The sequence below is a fragment of the Listeria weihenstephanensis genome, from assembly GCF_003534205.1.
GTDB lineage: Bacteria > Bacillota > Bacilli > Lactobacillales > Listeriaceae > Listeria_A > Listeria_A weihenstephanensis.
In genome coordinates this window covers 996,376-1,018,515 of sequence record NZ_CP011102.1, presented here as the reverse complement: position 1 = coordinate 1,018,515, position 22,140 = coordinate 996,376, and the positions used below count along the sequence as shown (strand labels likewise).

Sequence of the window (22,140 nt, the reverse complement as noted above, 5' to 3'; positions counted from 1 at the left end):
TTTAACACAAATCATCTGACAAAAATACCCCTTTTTCCAAAAAAAGTTGTTATTTACGAATTATTTTTTCATTTTGAGGCATGAAAACGGTTTAGACCCGAATAATTATCTAAAAAAAGCGTATTTCAGGGATTTTGTGTATAATAGAGAATGAGGTGATACAATATGGCAAAATCAAATGCCCAAAAACAACGTGAGAAATGGATTCGGGAAGGAAAACTCGATCCGCGTGTGAAAAGAAGCCCTTTTGCAAGTTTTGATTTAAGATCGAAAACAACGAAAACAAAGCAGGAGCGTATAAACCAAAAGAAATATAAGCATTCTTATTCCAATGAGGAACGAGAGAATGCTTATATTTTTTATTTATACGGGATATAATCGGCCGTCTTCAATGCGAATGACGCGATCAACTAGATCTAGAACACGTTCGTCATGCGTCACCATGATCGCTGCCTTATTTTTCCGTTTCACCTCATCGGCGATCATTTGGACAACGGCATGTCCTCGCTCTTTATCAAGACTCGCCGTCGGTTCATCCGCTAGAATAACATCTGGATTATTCATCAGCGCTCTGGCAATCGCCACGCGTTGTTTCTCACCGCCCGATAAGCTTTCTGGATAATTTTTTTTGCGCGCACCCAAACCTAGTTCTTCAAGTAATTCATCCGCCGCAGCCTTTTTAGTTTTTGATTTTTCCCCAGCAAGTTCACTGATGACCAACAACTGGTCGCGAACGTTCAAATACGGAATCAAGTTCGCGCCTTGAAAAATAAAGCCGATTTTCTGAAGCCTCGCATCTGCTAACTCTTTCTTGGATAGCGAGCTAAGTCGTTCATCACCAATCGTGATCTCACCGGATGTCGGCGAAAGTAATGCACCCGCGATAGATAGGAATGTACTTTTCCCAGCGCCTGATGGGCCAACGATCGCAACGAATTCACCGCGTGCCACCTCAAGTGATACGTCTTTTAGAACCTCAATTTCTTTGTCACCATCTTGATATGATTTATAAATATGTTCCATTTTCAGTGTCATTAGTTTGCCCTCCCAATTGCTTCTAGTGCATCTATTTTAGCTACGCGATAAAGTGATAGCAACGAACCAAGAACGGTTACGATCAAAAATAAAACAGAACAACCGATAGCAAGTAATGGACTAAGCGCAAATGGCATGCTTGCAGGTAATATCGCGGCAAGTCCAAAGGTTAGCGCGTTTCCGATCAATAGGCTCACGATGGATAATAAGATGACTTGGCTCACAATGCTGCGACCGAGATATGCCGTCCTTGCTCCAACTGCCTTTAAAATACCGAATTGGTTTATTTTTTGAATCGTGATGACATAGAAAAATGCGGCTAACACGAAGGCGGCAATGACGAACAAGAAGGCGATCATCATGAGTAGCGATCCTTGTTCTTCTGAATAACCAGGAATGCCCTGTAGAACTTCTTTGCTCGTTGCTAACTCTAGATTACCGAGCGACAATTTATCCGCCGTTTTCTCTGAAATATGGAGCGCTACAGCTGTATAAGCTCCTTCTGCACCCTTGTTAGTTTGGTGAACAAGATCCCAGCCGTCCCAGTTCGTAAATAAAACGGGAGAATGACTAAACGTATTGTCTTTCGTAAAACCAGTAATCGTGAATTTTTGGCCAGTGGCACTATCTTTAACCTGGTCATTTAGCTCATATCCTGATTCTTTCAAAGAAATATCCGCGACAACTTCATCTTTTGCTTTCGCCATGTTTCCTTCTGTTATATCAGGTTTCATAAAACTATCTAAGTCTGTCGCGAAATAAGTAATATCTGTTTTCTTATCCTTGGTCGGTGGCGTGATTGTCCCCATTTGGACACCTAAATTGGTCGCCTCCGTTTTCTCAACCTGATCCGTGACTTTATCTGCTTGTGTCTCCGTCAAATTCGACCGAGTTAAGCGATTATCCGAGTCTTTTTGTAATACATAATATGTCGCTTTACTCGAGTTAATCGCGGCACCATTGTCATTTGCCAACCCATTCGCAAGTCCCGACACAAAAAGTACCAACCAAACGATGAGCACCATAATTAATCCAATTAAAAAATACCGCAGTTTTGCGTGTCGTAATTCTCTCCATGCTAAAAACATTCCGTTTCACTCCTCCATCTAAGTTCATACGCTTAGTTTAGAGGAGTTTTGTAAACGGAATGTGAATCTAATTTTACAAATTCAATTTTTCGGTAGTCTTATCGTGAAGATCGTTCCTTTTTCGAGCTCACTTTCTACCGTTATTGTTCCATGATGTAGATCAATGATTTTCTTTGTAATCGATAAACCGAGCCCACTAGAACCTTCCACCCGCGGCCTTGTTTGATCGGTTTTATAAAAGCGCGTGAAAATTTCAGGTAAATCCGCAGCCTGAATGCCAATCCCGTTGTCCGCTACTTTCACAATGATATCCGTCTCATTTTCTGTTAAGCGAATCGTTATTTTGCCTTCTGGTGGCGTATATTTAATTGCGTTTACTAACAAATTAGACCACGCTTGGTATAACAATTCCGCATCGCCTTTATAGGATATATCCGCCAAGTCAATGTCTATTGTCAATCTCTTTTCGCGCCAACTCCACTCTGTCATTTGTAATAGCTGCTTCCATTGTCCTTTTAAATCAAATGTTTCCTGCTTGAGTAGGTCCACTTCTTGATCCAAAGAAGCGAGTGTTAGGAGTTGTTTCGTCAACGTGGATAATCGCGCCGTTTCGTCTGCCATAATCTCTAAATACTTCGCGCGCTCGTCTTTCGTTAATGTCTCCGAGCGTAACAACGTCGCAAAACCTTTCATCGAAGTTAGCGGTGATTGCAGTTCATGAGACACATTCGCGACGAATTCCTGCCTCGCTGCTTCTGATTTTTCGAGTTCCTTCACCATGATGGAAAAGGAATCTGCAAGCTGCCCAATTTCGTCTTTACGCCTGACTTGCAAACCGACATCGTAGTTGCCTTTTCGAATTTTTTTCGTCGCATTCGTCAGCTTCACAATCGGATGAACGATATACCGTCCGCTGATTAGAACGAGTAAAATGCTGATAATCGAGGTGAAAACCAGAATCATCGCAAAGAAAATTCGCAACTCGCCAAACTGTTGCTCCGGATCTTGCCGCACAAATAAGGCTTGTGTTTCTCCATCATTCGTCACCGGTACACCAATCGTATTCCTAATATCATTGTCAAAAAAACCGGTGATAAAAATTCCTGTATCAAATTGATCGATCCCATGATACGTTTTCCCATCCAAAACTTGTTGCACGGTTTCTTGCGGTAGCTCTTTTTTCCGAAATTCACCACCGAAATAAGCCGATTGATTAGCCCCATCTGTTAAAAATAGCTCATAACCAAGCTCACCGATATTGGCCAGATAATCTTTTAGCGCGAGTTCATCGTTTGCCTCATAAAACCCTTGAATTTCCTGCGCCATCTTCGTTACTTTTTGATCATTAAATGGTTTTAACTTCGTCTGATAGTAAATATTCGCGAACACAAAACCGAGCAGGCTGCTGGCGATAATAACAACAAACATCGTTATAATAATGCGGAAATATAGCGTTTTCATGTTAATTCCTCCAATTTATAACCGACGCCGCGCACCGTAGTAATCCGAATGCCATCCATTTTTTCATCAAAATGATCTCGCAACCGCTTAATATGAACATCTACCGTTCTATCACTCCCATCATAATCGCGATGCCAAATCCGCTCAATCAACTCTTCCCTCGTAAAAATGCGACCAGGATAGCTCGCCAACTGGTAAAGTAGCTCAAATTCTTTCACCGGAATCATCAATTCACGCTTCCCAATCGTAATACCGTAACTTTTCTGATCGATAATAATCCGCCCAATCTTAATTTTCACTTCACTCGCTTGGTTGGAGCGTCTAAGCAACGCCCTGATTCGGAAAATTAATTCTTGCGGTTCGAATGGCTTGGTGAGATAATCATCGGTTCCCGCCTCAAAACCACGCGCTTTATCCGTCAACGAATCTTTGGCAGTTAGCATGATCACCGGAATCTCCGCATGATTCTGACGGATTTTCTGGCATAGCGCGTAGCCATCCATTTCTGGCATCATCACATCTACCACCGCGACGTGTATTTGATGCGTTTCAAGTATCGTCTCTGCCTCAACACCATTCCCAGCCTCTACGACATGAAAACCCTCCGCCCGCAAATAATGTCCCGCAAGTTGGCGAATATTTTTATCATCATCTACTACAAGAATATTTTTCATCTTAAACCCACACTTTCTCATTGTCACCTTCATCATATCAAAAAAGTAGCCTAACTAAAAAAATAAACCGCTAAGCGCATCAAACACGTAGCGGTTTCTCTCTATTTTTACAGTACTTTTTCTAAAAAGCTGATGGTACGTTCATGTTTCGGATGATCGAAAACTTCTTCTGGCGTACCTTCTTCGACAATGTAACCGCCGTCCATGAAAATCACGCGATCGCCAACTTCTTTGGCAAAGCCCATCTCATGCGTCACAACCATCATCGTCATGCCTTCTTTGGCCAGATCCTTCATAACGCCAAGAACTTCGCCGACCATTTCTGGATCAAGCGCCGAGGTTGGCTCGTCAAAAAGCATGATATCTGGATTCATCGCAAGTGCTCGTGCAATCGCGACACGTTGTTTTTGTCCACCGGAAAGTTGACTTGGTTTTGCATCTGCTTTATCCGCCAGACCAACGCGTGTTAAGAGTGCCATACCAGCTTTTTTCGCATCTTCTTTGGACTGTTTGCTAAGCTCTGTTGGTGCGAGCGTGATATTTTTTAAAACGGACATGTGCGGAAATAGGTTAAAGTGCTGAAATACCATACCGATGTTCTCGCGCACTTTGTTGATGTCCGTTTTCTTGTCGGTAATATTGTAATCATCGACAACGACCTCGCCTGCCGTGATATCTTCTAGATGATTCATGCACCGCAAAAAAGTACTCTTACCAGATCCAGATGGGCCAATGACGCAAACTACTTCGCCCTCCGCCACTTCTAAATTGATCCCTTTTAAAACTTCATTGGTGCCAAAATTTTTCTTTAGATCGGTTACTTTGAGTTTAGTCATTATTAACTCTCCTTTCCATCACATTGGATAGTTTCGTTAACGCCGTGATGACAATGAGGTACATGATCGCGACAATCAACCAAATAGTGGAGGATTCAAACGTCCGCGCGATGATGATTTTTCCTGATTGGGTTAGCTCGACAAGACCGATAACACTCATGATGGACGTATCTTTCAGCGTGATGACAAACTGATTGATGAATGACGGAATCATAACGCGTATCGCTTGTGGAAGTATGATTTTGATCATGGTTTTGCCGTATGGTAAGCCTAGAGAACGCCCAGCTTCCATTTGGCCTTTATCAACTGCTTGGATTCCGCCTCGGATAATCTCGGTAATATAAGCACCTGCGTTTAAGCTCAAGGTAATAACGGCCGCGACGGTAGCATCCATTTTGAAACCTAGCGCCTCGGGAATACCGAAGTAAACGAAGAACGCTAGTACAATAAGCGGAATACCACGGAAAATATCGACATAAACCGTTGCTATTCCTCTCAAAATTTTACTACGACTCACTTTTAGGAATCCGAATACAAGTCCTAAAGCTGCCGCAAAAACAAGTGAAATCAGGGTTAATTTGATCGTATACCACAGACCGAGTAATAAAGCTGGCGCGCTTTCTACGAGAAGATCCCAGAACGATTTTTGTGTTGTTTCACTTCCGATATACGTGTCTACAATTTTTTTATACTCGCCGTTTGCTTTAATATTCGCAAGTCCAGCGTTGAATTTTTCGAGTAGTTCTTTATTTTGGCCTTTATTTACCGCGAAACCGTAAGAATTACCTTTTTCTTTCTCGGTTACAATTGCGAGGCCGTTTCCTTGTTTGACGCCATAAGCCAGCACTGGATAGTCATCGAAACAAGCCGCTGAATTACCAGTTCTAACATCCGCATACATGCTCGCAGAATCATCGAACGGCACTAGCGTAAAGCCATATTTATCTTTGTTCGCATTGGCAAATTCGAAGCCTTCTGTCCCCGTTTTGACCGCGACCTTCTTGCCACGCAAATCTTCATACGACTTGATCGTATCGTCGCCTTTTTTTATCGCCATCACAATACCTGACTCAAAATAAGGCTCCGAGAAGTCAAATTTCTGCTTGCGTTCGTCGGTGATGCTCATCCCAGCGATAACGCCGTCTACTTGATTACTTGCAAGCGCCTGAACCGCGGCATTAAAACCGAGTGGCTTCACTTTATAATCGAAATCTTGGTCTTTCGCAATGGCTTTTAAGATATCCATATCGATACCGATTAATTCGCCTTTATTATTCTGAAATTCAAACGGGGCAAAAGTTTCGTCCGTCCCGATCTCATACGTTTTCTTTTCGTCCGCGTGCGCAACTGGTACAAAGCTGCCCGCAACCATCGCGAATACAGCTACAAATGACAATAGTAAAAATAAGATTCTTGTCTTTTTCATTGTTTCCTCCCCATTTATGTGATTATGTATATAAAATTTATGTTCTTTTTTTAATGCTATAAAAAGCCAATCCACACTCGATTTTATCATAATGTAACCTTATTGGAAATACCCTTTTCGGATAAGTTTAGTAAAGCATACAAAAAAACCTTGAAAAAAAGGCGCTAATTCAAGGTTTTCTCTATTTTGTTTTTATTTATCCGACCAAATATCCTTCGCGATCGCAACAACGTGAGCCAACTTTGCCCATTGTTCGTCTTCGGTTAAAATATTACCTTCCTCGGTAGACGCAAAACCACACTGCGGGCTCAAACATAACTGAGAAAGTGGCACAAATTCCGATGCTTCTTTGATTCGCGCTTTAATTAACGCAGGATCTTCCAAAACGCCATTTTTCGAGGTAATCAAACCGAGTACAATTTTCAAATCTGGACGTTTTACATGACGTAATGGCGCGAAATCACCAGAACGATCGTTGTCATATTCCAAGAAAAAACCATCAATATTCAAGCCGCCAAAAAGTGTCTCGGCAACGGGTTCATAGCCACCAGAAGCAATCCACGTCGAACGGAAGTTTCCACGACAAATGTGCATCGTAATGACCATATCCGCTGGTTTTTCCGAAATCGCCTCATTGATCAAATCTTTATAAATCGTCTGCAATTCATCGGGATCAAAGCCCCGCGCACGAACAACTTCTCGCTCGGCGTCAGAACATAAATAACTCCAAGAAGTATCGTCCAGCTGCAAATAACGACAACCTTCATCGTAGAACGCCTGAATCGCTTTTTTGTATGCTCGTGCCAAATCATGCAAGAACAAAGCTTTATCTTCTAAATACGGCGAATACTCGATATCACCGCGATAATGTAACATCGCTGGGCTCGGAATCGTCATTTTAGCAACGGCATCCGTCCCCACAACGCTATGTAAAAATCGGTAATCTGCCAGCATCGGATGGTCGGAGAAATCGATAGGCGCTACGATTTTAACAGAATGCGTCTTGGTTTGAACAGCCGCAAATTGGATGCCATTTTCAGCGTCATATCCTTCCACGCCGTCAAGCCCCTCCAGAAAATCGAAATGCCACCAAGCACGGCGAAACTCACCGTCTGTCACCGCCTTTAAGCCAGCTTCTTTCTGCTTCTGAACGATATGCTTGATCTCGTTGTCCTCTACTTGTCGTAACTCAGCGGCTGTTATTTCGCCAGCCTTAAAATCTAATCGTGCCTTTTTAAGGGCCTCCGTTCGTAAAATACTACCTACTTGATCTGCTCTAAACGGTGCGTTTGCCATGTTCTTCTCTCCCATCTGTCTATGTGTCGCCTAGCTTTTTCATTTACGCTTCTGCAATTACTTCGATTTCAATATCCGCATCATTCGGCAATTTAGCGACTTGAAACGCGCTACGTGCTGGATAGTCCCCTTCAAAAAACGATGCATAGATTTCATTGACCGCGATAAAATTACCCAAATCTTTGAATAAGACGGTCGTTTTAACGATTTTATCAAGGCTCGATCCGCCCGCTTCTAGAACTGCTTTAATGTTCGTGAAAGCTTGCTTTGTTTGTGCTTCCACACCTTCCAGCATTTCACCCGTTGCTGGATCAATTCCAAGTTGTCCCGATGCATAAATAAAACCGTTTACTTTTACCGCCTGCGAGTATGGTCCTAGCGCTTTTGGTGCTTGATCTGTATGAATTATTTCTTTTGTCATTTGTCATATCCCCCTAAGTTATCATTTATGTTAGTATTGTATGTCAATTCTGATAGTTTTGCAATCTTTATCTAGGTAACTTCGCTTTTAACACCTCGATCCAATGTACCGCGTTTTGGTGAATCTCTTGTGTCAACGCCTGAATGTTAGATGTGAAAATTTGGACAAGAAGAACCATTCCTTCAATTGTAATCACCGCGACTAAAATAAAGACGAGTAAACTGATCCAATATACATCCACCCGTGATTTTTCGTAGTGCCCAATAATAAAGTACATCAACGCAAAAGGTAAGAATAAGAGCGCCACAATACAAAGCAAAACAGAAACAAGTGTTGAAACCCACCAAGTCGCGAATAGAGAAAGGATAATTATCACGAGTGGAACCGTCATCATGCCACCAATTCCAGCCGCGCATTTGAAAAATGTCACCTCTTTAATTCCCATCACATAACGTACCGCAAGCCAGACAACCATGATATTCAGTAACATCATCACAAGTATGTAGAAGAAAACCTGCCCCGATGACACAAAAATTGTCGTAATCACGCGCTGAATGACAGGAAACCCTTGCAGCGAATTAATAATCACATCTTTCATGTTCCAGCCATATTGGAATGTCAAACATAGAACAAATAACAACACATGAACAAGTCCGAAAGCCCCATGTCTATTTTCTGCTTGCATGCTCGTTTTCACTGGCCTCACAATCGTCATCCCCAAAAAAGTAGCATAATCTCGAATCATCGTCTAATTCCTCCCCTTCATTTCTAATATGATATAATTATAACCAGTTACCCGTTATTTAGCACTTTTAAGCTTTTCCAATTCACTAGGGAGGTATTTATGCTTATATTACTCGCTTCAGCGTACTATTTAATGATGAACGTGATTGGCTTTTCGACCATGGCTATCGACAAAAGTAAAGCCGTGAAACATCAATGGCGAATCCCTGAGGCCACGCTATTACTCTGCGCCTTTTTGGGTGGTGGCATCGGTTCTTGGATCGGCATGTACACCTTTCACCACAAAACACATAAATGGAAATTCAAGTTACTCGTTCCGTTTTCGATTCTACTTCACATCGGAATTATCAGCTATCTCATTTATTATTTCAGGTAAGCAGAGAACTTGTTTCGAAGCTCTCTCATGCGTTAAACTAAAACTATTCGAGAGGAGTTTTTTATATGAGTTTTAATCTAATTTCAGTCGAAGAACTAGAAAACAGATCCGCTACAAACATTATCGACGTCCGCGATACCGAAGATTTTAATGCCGTTCACATTGAAGGCGTGCGCAACATCCCATTAATTGGCCTGCCAAATTTCGTGGATGAACTTGATCCAAATACGATTTACAGCGTCATTTGTTACTCTGGCAATCGCTCCACACAAGCATGCGAGTATTTAAGTGCTCGCGGTTTCCAATGCGAAAATGTCGTTGGTGGAATGAACGCCTGGCTTGAGAAAGAATAAATTTCTCACGTAATTTATGTAAATAAAAAAGTACATTACGCCTATAAAAATAGGTACAATGTACTTTTTTGTTCTATATTATTTGATACTTATACTCGGTTTTGGAAGTTTCATCGTTTCCTTTATCGACCTAATTGTCTTCATTGTGAAAGCAATGCAAAAGGACAAAGAATAATCATCTACTCACTCTTGGCGGGGTAATAGATGATTATTATGATCTGAATTTACTTGCGCCACCGTCATAAACGGCTCTAATCTTAAAGGGAGTCGTGTTTGACTCATGGCTCTCTTTTCGCTTTCATCATATCAAATATCCTCTTTCCTTGCAAACTAGTAATCCAAAAAAATACAAGGTTGAAACAAAACTCAAGATAAAGCAGAAGCGCCTCTTTTCTTCGGGTAGGACGAAAAATTTTGCTTTAAACAAATCGAGCGAAAGCGTTTGTACTCAGGGAGTTTGGTGGAAGCCAGAAGCGGAGCATACTTGTGTATGTGAGAACTGGAAGTCCGCCAAACTCCCTGAGTGCGAACGCTTGCCGCCGATTTATCTTGGTTATGTCCCAGACTCATACTCTTTATCTACATTAAGATTCTTTACGTTTTCCAATCCGTCCCACAATTTTACCTAATTCCATCAAAATAACTGCGCCAAGTGCTAGTCCTGCAGCGATTCCCCACTCGCTTAAACCAAATGATGCCGGAATCGAGAAGATTTCACGCGCGCCGGGAAGTACGGTCACGCCATATAATACGAAACACACACCAACGGCATAAATCACGTATTTATTACTGAAAAATCCTGCTTCGAACGCTGTTTGTTTGTTCGAACGGGCCGCAAAAGTTTGCAAAGTACGCGCTAGAATCAACGTTGTAAACGCCATTGCGACACTGATTTCAGGTGAATGTTGTAAGCCGATGTACTGCGAAATAATAACCGCAGCCCCGATCAAAACACCACGCGTAATCACGGCCTGCATCGTTCCACCCGCAAAAATACCCTCTTTAATATCCCGCGGTTTGCGCTCCATCACGTCTGGCTCCGCTTTTTCCATTCCCAAAGCAATCGCTGGTAACGAGTCATTGACCAAATTGATAAACAGAAGTTGTAGCGCTGTGAAAGGATTAATCCAATCAAATACGAGTGCGAAAAGGATCGCAATAATCGCGCCTAAATTCCCTGCAAACAAGTAGGCAATTGCTTTTTTGATATTATCAAATACCGTACGGCCGACTTCCACCGCGCTCACAATGGATACAAAGTTGTCATCCGTCAAGACCATCGCCGAAGCATCTTTGGCAACATCGGTCCCACTTCCCATCGCCACACCAATATCCGCTTGTTTCAAAGCTGGAGCATCATTGACACCATCACCCGTCATCGAAGTCACCTTGCCTTTTTTCTGCCAAGCTTTTACGATTCGAATTTTATTTTCAGGAGAAACACGTGCATAAACAGAAATATGCTCCAATTTATCATCGAGTTCCTGATCCGATAAAGCGTCAAGCTCTTGCCCAGTTAGCGCGATGTCATCCGGCTCCATCAAGCCAATATCGCGTCCAATGGCCTGCGCTGTCGTCTTGTGGTCACCCGTAATCATTACAGTCCGAATTCCCGCTTTTTTCGACTCCTCAATCGCCGCATAAACCGCTTCACGTGGCGGATCGATCATCGCCGTCAAACCAACAAGCACCAAATCATGCTCATCGTCTAAATCAACATCCGTCTGCGTACCGTCCAAGCGCTTGTAAGCATAGGCCAAAACGCGCAATGCCTGATTCGAAAAGTCCTCGTTGGCCTGCATCAAAGTCGCTTTTAGTTCTTCTGTCAGCGGCTGCTCCTTGCCATCCAAAAATACTTGGCTACAGCGCGCAAACACGACGTCTGGTCCACCTTTTGTCAGCATCGCTTTTTGCCCATCAAATGTATGCACCGTCGACATCAACTTCCGTTCCGAATCAAACGGAATCTCTGCCTCGCGCATATACCGCTCACGAATCTCGTTGTAATTCTTATTATTCTTATTACTAAACGCGATCAGCGCAACCTCGGTCGGATCACCAAGCTCGAGGCCCTCCTCATTAATATTCGAGTCATTACAAAGCACCGCGATATGAATTAAACGTCGCTCACCCTCCGACCACGTATCTGGCGTATCTGGGAAAACTTCCTGCGTTCCATCCGGCAAATAATAATCCACGACAGTCATCTTATTTTGCGTCAATGTCCCCGTTTTATCCGTACAAATCACGCTCGTCGAACCAAGCGTCTCAACCGCCGGCAACTTCCGAATAATCGCGTGCCGTTTTGCCATCTTGTTCGTCCCAACCGACAACACAATCGTTACAATCGACGACAGCGCCTCCGGAATCGCCGCAACCGCCACAGCCACCGCAAACATAAACGCGTTCAAAATCGCTTTCGTCATATCTCCATCATCACCGCCAAGCCAAACACGCCCAGCCTCAATCGCGAAAATCAAGATACACAACAGCAAAATCCCGACACCCAGCTTCTTACTAAAGCTCTCCAATTTTTGTTGCAATGGCGTCTGTTTCGCCTCAGCACTCTCAAGCAGTCCAGCAATTTTTCCGATTTCCGTACCGCCACCCGTTCCAGTCACGACAAAAGCACCACGACCATAAACCGTCAGCGCGCCACTGAAGACCATGTTTTTCCGATCCCCAAGCGCCACGTCCTCCGAAATCACCCGAATATGTTTTTCGACCGCCTCCGATTCCCCCGTCAACATGCCCTCGTCCACTTTAAGCGAACCACTTTCAAAAATCCGCCCATCCGCCGGAACAAAATCCCCAGCATCCAGCAAAACAATATCGCCGACAACGAGTTCCCGCGCAGCAATCGTCAACTTCTCACCGTTCCTGATCACCTTAGCCGCGGGTGCCGACATCTCTTTCAGCGCATCAAGCGACCCTTCCGCCTTCCTCGTCTGCACAACACTAATCACCGAGTTCAGAATCAGCACCGCAAAAATAATCAGTGACTCCACAACCTCGCCAATCAAAATCTGCACAAACGCCGCTGCAAGCAAGACAATCACCATCGGATCCTTAAACGTCTCCAAAAACAGTTTCCATAAAGGATCCCGTAACTTGTCTTTCAACTCATTATAACCATCCCGCTCCAACCGTTTCGTAACCTCAGCCGTCGTCAACCCAGTTTTCGCAGAAGTTTCTAACTCTTCTAATACCTTATCCGCTTCCTCTTGATATCTCTGCATCCCCAAACACCTCATTTTTTACAGTATATTACCCATTATACCCGAAAAACCCCATTTTCAAATCAAAAAACCACGAAATCGCGAAAAACACCTTAACTAAAGATAAAAACTAGGCTCCTCAATGGATACTAGTTTTTTCATCATCATATTTATTGGGTCCGGGGCTCGACTTTGCACACATAAGCAGTAAAATCAAACCTTCCCCAATCGCCGGAATAAGTCCGACAAGGGCAACCCAACCAGTCACATCCATATCGTGAAGCCGCCTCACAATCAAGGCAATAAGCGGGACAATAATGGCTAGTTCATAACCCATCAACAAACCATTGGCAACCGCAACAACGATAATGCCCACATGACTATCAAATCCTAATAAATCAAAAATACTTCCCAATTGCGTGACTCCGTGCAGTATGCTAAAAATGGCGATGTGCCACAATAAAACAAACCAAAATTCCCATCTAACTGATCGGCCTTTAAATTCTGCATAATTCAGCCAGAACAATTTATAGGCAAAAAATAAATGCATCGTTTCCTCCTGTTTTCTTCTTAGTCTGAACTTCTATTATACAGGAGGGAGTCACAAATTGTAAGTTATTTTTTGGTGAATAATCTTACGTTGCAAGAAAAAGCGTTGCTATTCAAGGAGTTTCTGAAGCTCCCCGAACAGCAACGCTTTTCAACGTTCTACTTATCTTTTTCTGCGCGTATAAAGAATGCTTGCCATCGTTGTACTAAAAATCATGAACCCGCCAGCCAGTAAGTACAGCCATTCATCTGTATCACCGGTATGCGGCAACGTCTGCTTACCATTTTCCATCGGTGTTTTTATCGTTGTATTGCTGCCATGATTCATCGGTGTTGGTGTATTGGTATCCGGCTTGTCTGGCGTGCCCGGTTGATCCGGATTCGTCGGTGTCACTACAATCTTCGCGTTGGTTACAACAACCGTAATTGGCTCTGTACTAAGCTCTGGAATCGCTACTTTCTTCGGTGCCGGATCAATCGTATAACCTTTTGGTGGCTTCACTTCCTTGACATAGTACGTACCTGGAACCAATTTAGGGAAATGAACTTTACCATCTGCCTGCGTGATTCCTTTGGCAACGATTTTTTGATTCGCGTCTAGAATGCTATACGATGCGCCTTTTAACGATATTTTCTTATCATCGCGATCAACTTTATGAACGATGATGCTACCAAAATCTTTTTGATTGGTAAATGTTACTTCTTTCACTGCCATTTGGTTTTCATCAATCGTGAACGGTATTTTAGCGGTATTCAACAAATAACCTTTTGGCGCTGTCTTCTCTTGGAAATAATAATTGCCTGGTGCTAAGTCCGTCGCACCTAACTCGCCCAAATTATTGCTCACAAGATTTTCCTGGATGCGCGTTCCACCGTCCGTATATAAGTCAAAAATGGCACCTGCTAGCCGTTCTTTCGTCTCATTATCCGTCTTCGTCAACTTAACCGAACCTGGGATAAGCGTATTTGGCATCGTTACCTTGACTTCCTCTTGTTGCGATGGAACAATCGTGAAGGCTACAGGCGTTGGGTCAAGCTCATACCCAATCGGCGCGCTTGTCTCGATAAACTGATAGTCGCCTGGTAATAAATCAGCCGTTTCCATTTCGCCATCTGAATTCGTCGTTAAATCGCTCTGAATAACGTTGCCATTCATATCCTCTACCTTGAAAACTGCCCCAAACAAGTGGTTATCGCGATTGACGCTATCTTCCTTCAATAGCATCGCTTTGCCGCGTATAAGCTCATTCGCATAATTAATCGTCAAAGTTTGTTGCTGTCCTTTCACCACGGTAAATTTGAGCGGTATCGTCGGTAATTTGTAGTGCGTTGGTGCCTGTATTTCCATCAATTCGTATTCGCCCGGCGCTAGATTATCGATGTAGATATCTCCGGTTTCATCCGTTGCAGCCGTTTCTCCAAGCGAGATATTTAAGCCCAGCGATTTCAGTTTAAATTTAGCACCTAACAAACTCTTAGATGGGTTGATATTATCCGTTTTATGCAGCCGAATCGACCCGGTCAAAAGTGTGTTCTCAGCCTCCAAATACAGCCCTTCTGGTTGCGCTTTTACAATGGTGAACGGTATTGGTGTGCTATCTAACTGATAAAATTCTGGTGCTTGGGTTTCTTGCAAAATGTAGTCTCCTGGATCAAGATTCGGTATCGTTATCTTCCCAAATACGTCCGTCACCAAATTTTCTTGTAGCGTCGCGCCTTCACTATCTGTCAACTTAAACACAGCTCCTGGCAACGCTTCTCCTGACACACTATCCAATTTAGCTAACGACACAGTACCCGGAATAATCTTGTTAAGCGCCTGAACCGCCACAGCCTCTTGTTGTCCTTTTACAATTGTAAAGTCTACTGGTGTTGCATCCAAATAATAACCGACTGGCGCCTCCGTTTCAATAAATTGATAGTCGCCTGGAGCCAAATCATTCACATGGATAAGACCATCTTCGTTCCCAGTCAGACTGTCCTGCACAAGGTCACCATTGCTATCCACCACTTTAAAAGTCGCACCAGCAATCGGCGTTCTTGTTTTCTGATCGAGCTTCGTTAAAATAGCGCCACCTTTTGTCAGCGTATTCGTCGCCGTCACACTCGCAATATTTTGTTGCGATTTAACGATTGTGAACGGAATTGGCGTCGCATCTAACGTATAGCCAAATGGTGCCTCCGTTTCGACAAATGTGTACGCACCTGGCGCTAAATCTTTCGTGGTAATTTGACCATCTTGATCCGTCACTAATCCCGATTGGACCACGTTTCCTTGCGCATCTTTCACATCAAAAGTCGTGCCTTCAATCATGAGCAGTGGGTTCACGCTATCCGATTTCGTCAACATCGCCTTACCAGTTAATAAGGTATTCGTGTATGAGATTGCCAAAGCCGTCTGTTGTCCTTTGACAATCGTAAATGAAATCGGCGTCGTTGGCAGTTGGTAATCCTTTGGTGCCACCGTTTCCATCAGTTCATAATCCCCCGGTGCCAAATTATCAATCGAGAGTTTTCCCTCCTGATCCGTCGCTACCGTTTCGCCAAGGTCTGTATCCGTCGTCACCGATTTCAGTGAGAACTTCGCCCCCGCCAAATTCACATCCGAATCCACATCATCCGTCTTATGCAATGTCACAGCACCCGTTTCCAGCGTGTTCGTCGCCGCTAACTGCACCGCTTCCTGTTGCGCTTTTACAATCGTAAACGGAATCACCGTACTATCCAATTGATAATATTGCGGCGCTGTTGTTTCCTGCAAAGCATAATCGCCAGGATCCAAGTCCGGAATTGTGATTTTACCAAACGTATCCGTCGTCAAATCTTCCTGCAACACATTATTATCGCCATCCATAAGCTTGTAAATCGCACCCGGCAAAGCTTCTCCCGACACGTCATCCGTTTTCGACAACGTCACAGTCCCCGGTATAATTTTGTTCAGAGCACTCACCGATACAGGCTCTATCTGCCCTTTTGCAATTGTAAAAGGAATCGGCGTTGCGTTTAAATAATAACCAGTCGGTGCCGCCGTCTCGATAAACTGATAGTCACCCGGCGCCAAATCATTCACCCGAATCACACCATCAGAACCGCCAACCAAGCCCTCCTGCACCAAATCCCCATTGCTATCCACCATTTTAAAAGTCGCACCGGAAATCGGCGTATTCGTTTTCTGATCTAACTTCGTCAACATGACATCACCTGGCGTAAGCACGTTACTCCCGTCCACCTTCACCGCACCCACTTGTGACTTCCCAATCGTAAACGGAACTGGTGTCGCGTCTAAAATATAGCCAAATGGCGCGCTCGTTTCCACAAACATATAATAACCCGGAGCCAAGTCCTGCGTCGTGATCACACCGTCCGCGTCTGTCACCAAACCCGTCTGCACCGTGTCACCATCCGCATCCAACAGATCAAACGTCGCATCCGGAATCGTAAGCAGCGGATTCACACTATCCCGTTTCGTCAACTGCGCCTTGCCCTTAATCAACGCGTTTGCATAATTCACATCAAGCGCCGTCGTCTGATTTTTAACAATCGTAAAATGGTACGGCGTCGTTGGCAACTGATAATGCATCGGTGCCTTCGTTTCCATCAAATCATACTCACCCGGCGCCAAGCCATCGATGTACAAATCTCCATTAGCGTCCACTTCAAGCGATGCATCCACAACATTTCCCGTCGCACTATCCGTCAACGTAAATTTCGCGCCCGCCAATTTCTGCGCTGCCTGAACACTGTCCACCTTATGGAACATCATCGCGCCCGTCTTCAATGTATTCTCCGCCGTCAACTGCAAAGCATCCTGTTGCGCGAGCGTAATCGTAAACGGAATCGGCGTACTATTCAGCTGATACGCAGTCGGCGCGCCCGTTTCCACTAACGCATAATTTCCCGGATCAAGGTCCGCGATCGTCAACTTACCGGCCGCATCCGTCACAAGCCCCGTTTCCAGCTCATTCTGATCCCCGTCCACTAATTTAAAAGTCGCACCAGCAAGCGTTTCCCCACTCACATTATCAACCTTCGTCAAAACAACCGTCCCTGGAATGACCTTATCCAGCGCGTTAACCGTCACTTCCTGCAACTGCGATTTCACAATCGTAAACGGAATCGGCGTACTATCCAAATAATAACCCGTCGGTGCCGCCGTCTCCACAAACTGATACGTTCCAGGCGCTAAATTCGTCACATGCACCTTCCCAGACGCATCACTCGTCAAATTCGCCTGCACCACATCGCCATTACTCTTTTGCAAGGAGAAAACAGCGCCGGAAAGCGTTAATCCCGATTTCTTATCCTTCTTCGTCAACGTAACCCCGCCCGTTTTCAGCGTATTCGTCACCGTTTTAGCAACACTATTCGTACTCCCCGTCGCTTTTGAAATCGTGATCGGAATCGGCGTCGTGTCCAACTTGTAATCCGTCGGTGCCGCCGTTTCAACCAATGTATAATTTCCAAGTGGCAAATTCGGAATCTCCAACTTCCCTTGCATGTTCGTCGTCAAATTCGATTGCAATGTCGTCCCCGCACTGTTTAGCAGTTTAAACACCGCACCAGCAAGCGGCATATGCGTCACACTATCCTCTTTCGTCAGTGAAATCGTACCCGGAATCAACGCATCATAGGCACTCACCGCAACCGCCGTCGTCTGTTTCGCCGCAATCGTAAACGGAACCGGCGTCGTATTCAGTTGATAACCCGTTGGCGGCGTCACCTCAACAAACGAATAACTACCCGCCGTCAGATTCGTCACTTTAATTTTCCCGCTACTATCTGTTGTCAAATTGTCTTGAATCACATCGCTGCCTTTTTTCAACTGATAAACCGCACCAGCCAAAGCCGTCGTCGTACTCGTTTGATATTTCGTCAGCGTCGCCTCACCAACAAACAGCGCATTTTTCACCGTCACCGCTTTTGTCGTTGCTGCGATATTCACCGCCATCCCCGTTTCCAAGGAATCCGAAATAACATAACCCGTCGGTGCAACCAGCTCTTTTATAATGTAATTCCCATACCGTAAAGCACCAAAAACAACTTGACCATTGCTACCAGAAACGCCCGAGCGTAATACAACCGTCCCCGTCGAATCATAGAGCGCGAGCGTAGACCCAGCAAGCGGTGTCGTTCCACTATCCGTCTTCGTCACCGTAATCGTGCCCCGAACTCCAGTTGCACTACCACCACCGTCCGTCACTTTCACGACAATATCCGATGCCGTCTCCACCTGCTCCGTTGTAATATTGCTACCGGCCAGCTTAATACTATTGCTCACCGTTTCTTTATCATTCGCATCAATAAACGAACTATATTTCAAAATATACGCCGACGAAATCTTATTCGCAAAAGTAATCTTAAACGTCTGTGCCCCCGTCGTGTTATTCGTCGTAATATCTAACGTATAATCCTGCCCCTGCACCAACTCGGCACCTTGCGTAAACGTGCCATTCGCCGCAATCACCGTTTTATACAGATGGAATGTCGATGGAATCAACACTTGGTTACTCGTTGGCGTATCCACAATCGTAGCGTTGGAAATCGTAGACTGACCAGCATTGATATTCGCCGTCCAATCAATATTTTTCCCGTTTTGCACACCCGTTTTTGTCACGTAGCTACCACCACTCGGAATCGCCACCGTACCCGTCCACGACGCAAAATTCTGAGCCCCATCTTTTAACGTCGCCGTGTTTTGGTAAGACGCCACAATTAGCTTATCCGCGATGCTCGTTTTATACGTAATATAATAAGCCATCTGAATACTATGGTTGAAATGTACCGTGATCACACCGCCCGTCGTATCCAGCGTATACTCACTACTCGGCACAATCCCGCCATCCGAATAACTATTTTGCCCCGTACCAAGCGTCATCTTATGCACTTCAATCGTGTTCGACAACAGCGTCTGGTTCGCCGCAATCGGATCTGTAAAAATCGGATCCGCAACAGGCTGCAAATTATAGTTCATGCCAACCGTCCACGTGATTTCCTTCGTCTGAGCGTTATAAGTCCCCGATTTAAAGCCATTGTTCTTCGTATAATCACCCGGGTTCACGTTCACAACGACCGAACTCGTATCATCGCCACTAATATCCGTCCAAATAATCGATGCCACATTTTCAAAGTTGTTCGGCGCCGTCACTTCCGAATAATTGAACGACGTATTGTAGGTCAACTTCAACGTATGCGTCATATTATGCTGATAATTCCCAATCAATTCAATCGTGAATCCCTTTCCATCCGAGTTCATCGCAAGTACATAATCCACACCCGCAACAAGCACACTACTCGCATTATTCATATCCACTATCTTGACCGAATTCTGAACTAGCGTTAAACCATCCGAAGAAAAGCGATCCTTAATAAAAGCATCATTCATAATGTAGTTGTTGTTATTGATAATCTGTTCCCATTGCATCACTTTTGTATTATAGTTCGTGCTCGTGACACGCTTACTAATATTTCCTTGCGTCACTGCCCTCGTCGCCGTCACCGCCGTCGTATTCGGCGCGCTCACCTGATTAGACACCGTCAGATTACTCGTAACCAAATCCGTCGGCACCGTGTCATACGTAATCACATACGCCCCCGTAATCGGCGCATTGAACTGCAAATTAAAACCATTCTGCCCACTATTCGACACCGGCGTCACCGTATACGCACTACTCGGCACCACACTACCAACCGTCGCCGCACCCGCACCATCAATACTCACATTTTTAACAACAATCGATCCCGCCACAAGTCCATACGTATTCGTAAATAAATCGCGGATAATCGCGTTAGACTGCGAGATTGCAGCCGTATCATAATTATAATTAATCGTCCAAGAAATTTTTTGCGTTTTAGAATCATACGTACTTGACTTATTCAAACGTTTCCCACGATTAATATTCACCGTCGCCATCGCCGTAACAGAAGGATTTCCCCTACTCGTAAGCGTCGCGCTATTCGTAAACCTCGTTTTCGTCAAATCCGTAATCGTCGTCGTGTACCTGACCTCATACGCCTTAATCGTATTATCCGCAAACCTAATCTCAAGCGTATTATTCGCATTCGGCACGATCGTATACTCAGAAGGGTCCGCAAGCTCACCAAGCGCATTCGTCCCATCCACAAAAACATTCAATTTGTAGACTTTAATCGACGCCGCATCCAGCGAAAGTCCAGCCTGCATCGGATCTTTCAACACAGCATTTTTCAAAAGTCGTTGATTCCCGTTAACCTGCACCGCCCAATTCACCGAAGTCGGGTTATACGTAGCATTAGCGGCACCTGTTTTAGAAATGCTAGTCCCACCACTCGGTACAAAATGAAGCGTAAACGACATCGCCTCTTCTATTGGAAATGTAATCTCTTTCGTTGTAATTCCAATGACATGCTGCTTATCAAAATACGTTGTAAAATGAAGCTCACCGTGAACCTCCGATGAAGTCTCCGCATTTTCATTAAACGTCATGACCACTTTGTGATCCGTATTCACCACAAATGTCCCATAATCCCCAAGCGTACCCATAATTGGCGCCGTAATAGCAAAAATGCTCGGCAATGTAAACGTGTACGTATCGCCATCTTTAACATTAAGCGAATCCGGCAATGCCCACTCAAACTGAATTTTCGCTGAAGAATCCACAGTCGGTCGATTTTCATCCGTAAAAGGAACACCATCCGCATCTGTAAAAATAACGTTCGTCAAAATGTTCGATGTAATCGCTGTACCTTCAATAGAAGCAACTGATGCACTCGACTTAGCTTTAGGCTTTGTCACTGGATCTTTCTGCTTCTCTTTTGTAACCTCAGTATCTTTATCAGCAATTTCAGGCTTTACCTCCTTTTGCAACAACGGAATATCCACCGTCACTAACTGCGTACCAAGATCAAATTTCAGCGGCAATGACTTTTCTTTTGTATCACTTTTAAGCGTCGCATTTAGAACGATTTCCCCTTGTTGATCCGCCGTAAATCCAGTAGCCTTCTCATTAAATACCACATGCAATGTATGCTTCCCGTTATCCGTCGTAAGCGTCCCGTAAGTCACACCATCAATTTGGAAATCCTCATTCAAATCCTTCTCCAAATCCACATTTTCCGGAATCGTCAAATAAACCTCTTTGCCAGCTAAATTATCTCCACTAGCAATCGTCCAGCCATAGCGAATAGCCAGCTTACTTTTCCCCAATTCAAGTGGCGCCGTATCCGCGCTTATTACCTTCCCGTCCTCATCCGAAACAGCAACACTCGTAAAGAAATCCTTATCCACAGCATTCAGATTTTCAGACTGAGCAGGAATCGCCGTCAAAACCGTAAACGCCACCAACATAACAGTAAGTACCGAAGCAAGTATCCTCTTCATCATTTTCTCCCCCATTTTTAAAGCAAAAAAAGCAGCTACCTCTCTCTCTGAAAAAACCGAATATCTTTCTTATTCGACTATATGTAATGAAAGTAACTCAAAATTCGCATTATAATTATCTAAAATAATATATAAACGAGTGATATTTTTTACAAAAAACACTCCAGAAGTAATAAATACCACTATATACTATTTACAAACATACATAAATTTATAAAATAGGGGAATAATGGTACATTTGGATGGAAAAGGCTAATTAAATCGCGCCAAATCAGACATAAATGTTTTTTATTCTTTTTAAAATAAA

General features: G+C 44.1%; 16 protein-coding genes. 4 read left to right on the top strand and 12 right to left on the bottom strand.

Annotated elements, in window-relative coordinates; translation table 11 throughout:
* The first annotated feature begins 165 nt into the window (after nucleotides 1-165).
* Nucleotides 166-378: a hypothetical protein gene (locus tag UE46_RS04825; RefSeq protein ID WP_036058472.1), complete on the top strand. Its 213-nt coding sequence runs from the start codon at nucleotides 166-168 to the stop codon at nucleotides 376-378.
* Here UE46_RS04825 and UE46_RS04820 read toward each other — a convergent pair.
* The 9 genes from UE46_RS04820 to UE46_RS04780 all read right to left on the bottom strand — a co-directional run bounded on the left by UE46_RS04820 (nucleotide 364) and on the right by UE46_RS04780 (nucleotide 8,982).
* Nucleotides 364-1,035, bottom strand: a complete 672-nt coding sequence (locus tag UE46_RS04820; RefSeq protein ID WP_036058471.1) for an ABC transporter ATP-binding protein — start codon at nucleotides 1,033-1,035, stop codon at nucleotides 364-366. The genes UE46_RS04825 and UE46_RS04820 overlap by 15 nt on opposite strands.
* The gene (locus UE46_RS04815; protein ID WP_036058467.1) at nucleotides 1,035-2,123 is read right to left on the bottom strand and encodes an ABC transporter permease; all 1,089 of its coding nucleotides are present in this window, start codon (nucleotides 2,121-2,123) and stop codon (nucleotides 1,035-1,037) included. Before UE46_RS04815 ends, UE46_RS04820 begins: the two co-directional genes overlap by 1 nt.
* An 81-nt stretch (nucleotides 2,124-2,204) precedes the next feature.
* Nucleotides 2,205-3,584 (bottom strand): sensor histidine kinase, encoded by a 1,380-nt coding sequence (locus UE46_RS04810; RefSeq protein WP_036058465.1) that lies wholly within the window; start codon nucleotides 3,582-3,584, stop codon nucleotides 2,205-2,207.
* Nucleotides 3,581-4,258: a response regulator transcription factor gene (locus tag UE46_RS04805; RefSeq protein WP_036058463.1), complete on the bottom strand. Its 678-nt coding sequence runs from the start codon at nucleotides 4,256-4,258 to the stop codon at nucleotides 3,581-3,583. The genes UE46_RS04810 and UE46_RS04805 overlap by 4 nt, the downstream gene beginning before the upstream one ends.
* A gap of 107 nt (nucleotides 4,259-4,365) precedes the next feature.
* On the bottom strand, nucleotides 4,366-5,094 hold the full coding sequence (locus UE46_RS04800; RefSeq protein ID WP_118907448.1) for an amino acid ABC transporter ATP-binding protein: 729 nt from the start codon (nucleotides 5,092-5,094) through the stop codon (nucleotides 4,366-4,368).
* A complete protein-coding gene (locus UE46_RS04795) occupies nucleotides 5,087-6,520 on the bottom strand; it encodes an amino acid ABC transporter substrate-binding protein/permease (protein ID WP_118907808.1) in 1,434 nt (477 codons plus the stop codon). The genes UE46_RS04800 and UE46_RS04795 overlap by 8 nt, the downstream gene beginning before the upstream one ends.
* A 192-nt stretch (nucleotides 6,521-6,712) precedes the next feature.
* On the bottom strand, nucleotides 6,713-7,816 hold the full coding sequence (locus UE46_RS04790) for a 5-methyltetrahydropteroyltriglutamate--homocysteine S-methyltransferase (protein WP_051492752.1): 1,104 nt from the start codon (nucleotides 7,814-7,816) through the stop codon (nucleotides 6,713-6,715).
* Nucleotides 7,817-7,859: 43 nt separating this feature from the next.
* Nucleotides 7,860-8,237 carry a RidA family protein gene (locus tag UE46_RS04785; protein WP_036058457.1) on the bottom strand — a complete coding sequence of 126 codons (378 nt, stop codon included), beginning with the start codon at nucleotides 8,235-8,237 and terminating at the stop codon, nucleotides 7,860-7,862.
* 67 nt (nucleotides 8,238-8,304) lie between these two features.
* Nucleotides 8,305-8,982 (bottom strand): hypothetical protein, encoded by a 678-nt coding sequence (locus UE46_RS04780; RefSeq protein ID WP_036058455.1) that lies wholly within the window; start codon nucleotides 8,980-8,982, stop codon nucleotides 8,305-8,307.
* Nucleotides 8,983-9,081: 99 nt separating this feature from the next.
* Here UE46_RS04780 and UE46_RS04775 point away from each other — a divergent pair, with 99 nt between their 5' ends.
* The 3 genes from UE46_RS04775 to UE46_RS16470 all read left to right on the top strand — a co-directional run bounded on the left by UE46_RS04775 (nucleotide 9,082) and on the right by UE46_RS16470 (nucleotide 9,885).
* The gene (locus tag UE46_RS04775; RefSeq protein ID WP_118907447.1) at nucleotides 9,082-9,357 is read left to right on the top strand and encodes a DUF1294 domain-containing protein; all 276 of its coding nucleotides are present in this window, start codon (nucleotides 9,082-9,084) and stop codon (nucleotides 9,355-9,357) included.
* 65 nt (nucleotides 9,358-9,422) lie between these two features.
* Nucleotides 9,423-9,710 (top strand): rhodanese-like domain-containing protein, encoded by a 288-nt coding sequence (locus tag UE46_RS04770; protein WP_036058452.1) that lies wholly within the window; start codon nucleotides 9,423-9,425, stop codon nucleotides 9,708-9,710.
* Nucleotides 9,711-9,768: 58 nt separating this feature from the next.
* Nucleotides 9,769-9,885, top strand: coding sequence for a putative holin-like toxin (locus UE46_RS16470; protein WP_411431050.1), 117 nt, complete (start codon nucleotides 9,769-9,771; stop codon nucleotides 9,883-9,885).
* 409 nt (nucleotides 9,886-10,294) lie between these two features.
* Here UE46_RS16470 and UE46_RS04765 read toward each other — a convergent pair whose 3' ends face one another.
* The 3 genes from UE46_RS04765 to UE46_RS04755 all read right to left on the bottom strand — a co-directional run bounded on the left by UE46_RS04765 (nucleotide 10,295) and on the right by UE46_RS04755 (nucleotide 21,836).
* Nucleotides 10,295-12,949 (bottom strand): cation-translocating P-type ATPase, encoded by a 2,655-nt coding sequence (locus tag UE46_RS04765; RefSeq protein ID WP_118907446.1) that lies wholly within the window; start codon nucleotides 12,947-12,949, stop codon nucleotides 10,295-10,297.
* Between the two features lie 118 nt (nucleotides 12,950-13,067).
* The gene (locus tag UE46_RS04760; protein ID WP_036058451.1) at nucleotides 13,068-13,478 is read right to left on the bottom strand and encodes a DUF805 domain-containing protein; all 411 of its coding nucleotides are present in this window, start codon (nucleotides 13,476-13,478) and stop codon (nucleotides 13,068-13,070) included.
* A gap of 162 nt (nucleotides 13,479-13,640) precedes the next feature.
* A complete protein-coding gene (locus tag UE46_RS04755; RefSeq protein WP_159103070.1) occupies nucleotides 13,641-21,836 on the bottom strand; it encodes a SpaA isopeptide-forming pilin-related protein in 8,196 nt (2,731 codons plus the stop codon).
* Nucleotides 21,837-22,140 lie beyond the last annotated feature (304 nt).